This is a genomic window from Sphingomonas sp. URJC2, assembly GCF_059803575.1.
In genome coordinates this window covers 1-1,165 of record NZ_JAPFGX010000084.1, presented here as the reverse complement: position 1 = coordinate 1,165, position 1,165 = coordinate 1, and the positions used below count along the sequence as shown (strand labels likewise).

Annotated in this window: 1 protein-coding gene; it reads right to left on the bottom strand. The window is 71.0% G+C overall.

The genetic code is table 11. The annotated features are described in order from the left end of the window. On the bottom strand, window positions 1-1,017 hold a 1,017-nt coding region (locus tag OPU66_RS14895; RefSeq protein WP_498554431.1), incomplete at its 3' end, for a phosphoenolpyruvate carboxylase. Between the last annotated feature and the right edge of the window lie 148 nt (window positions 1,018-1,165).

Sequence of the window (1,165 nt, the reverse complement as noted above, 5' to 3'; positions counted from 1 at the left end):
GGCCAGCGCCGTCGCGCGCGGCGGCGCATGGCCGGTCAGCGCGCGATAGGTGGCCGCCAGCCGCGCATAAATGCCCGACAGGGCGCGCCGATAGGGTTCGTCGGCGCGCGCCGGGGCGCCGTCATGGCTGGCCTCGGCCAGTGCGCGCACCGCGTCGCTGACCTCGGCCAGCTCGGTCGATACTGACAATTCCGCGCCCAGCGCGTGCACGGCATCGAGATAATGGCCAAGCGCGACCTCCGCCCCGCGCGCCAGCGCCAGTTCCAGCGAGGCGGCGGTAACGAACGGATTGCCGTCCCGGTCGCCGCCGATCCAGCTGCCGGGGCGCAGAAAGCCGGGCGGGCGCGCGCCGATCAGCTGTTCCCAGCGCTGGTAGAGCGCGGGCAGCACCGGCAGGAACACGTCGCGGAAATAGGCGGTTGCGGTATCGACCTCGTCGGCGACATACAGCCGCTCGCGGCGCAGCGGGCGCGTCTGCCACAACAGCGCGATCTGGCGCGCGATCGCGTCCTCGACCGGTTCGCCGTCGATCGTCTCGGCAAAGCCGGCATCGCGGCGGCGCATCAGTTCGGCAATGCGGTTCTTGTGGTCGATGATGCTCTTGCGCCTGACCTCGGTCGGATGGGCGGTGAGCACCGGCGCGATCCGGGCCGAGGCGAGCAGCTCCATCAGCGCGTCGCGGCCGACCCCGGCGCGGTCGAGCGCGGCCAGCGCGGTCTTCAGGTCCGCGCCCGGCTCCGCGGCAATGCCCTGCCGGTCCTCGGCCAGGTTGGCGAGCATCGAAAACAGCATGAAGCCGCGCACAAAGGCGAGCGTGTCGTCCAGCCCCAGCGCATCCAGCCCCGGATCGATCGACGCCGCATCGGCCAGCCCCCGATGCCGGTCGACCGAGGCGGAGCGGATATATTCGGTCTGCCGGTAGAGCTGCTCGCCGCCATAATGGCGGATCACGTCCCCGAGCAGGCGACCGAGAAAGCGGATATCGGGGTTCTGCGTGATCGCGGGGGCGTGTTGCATTGCAGCATGGTGCCGCGCGCCACCCGCCCGGTCAACCGGACCTGAGGCGCGAAAGGTTTGGGGGCTTATGTTCGGGAAGAACGGCACCGGCCCGCACCCCCACCCGGCCTCCCACAGTGTATCCTGCCGTTGGGAGGCCGGGTGGGGG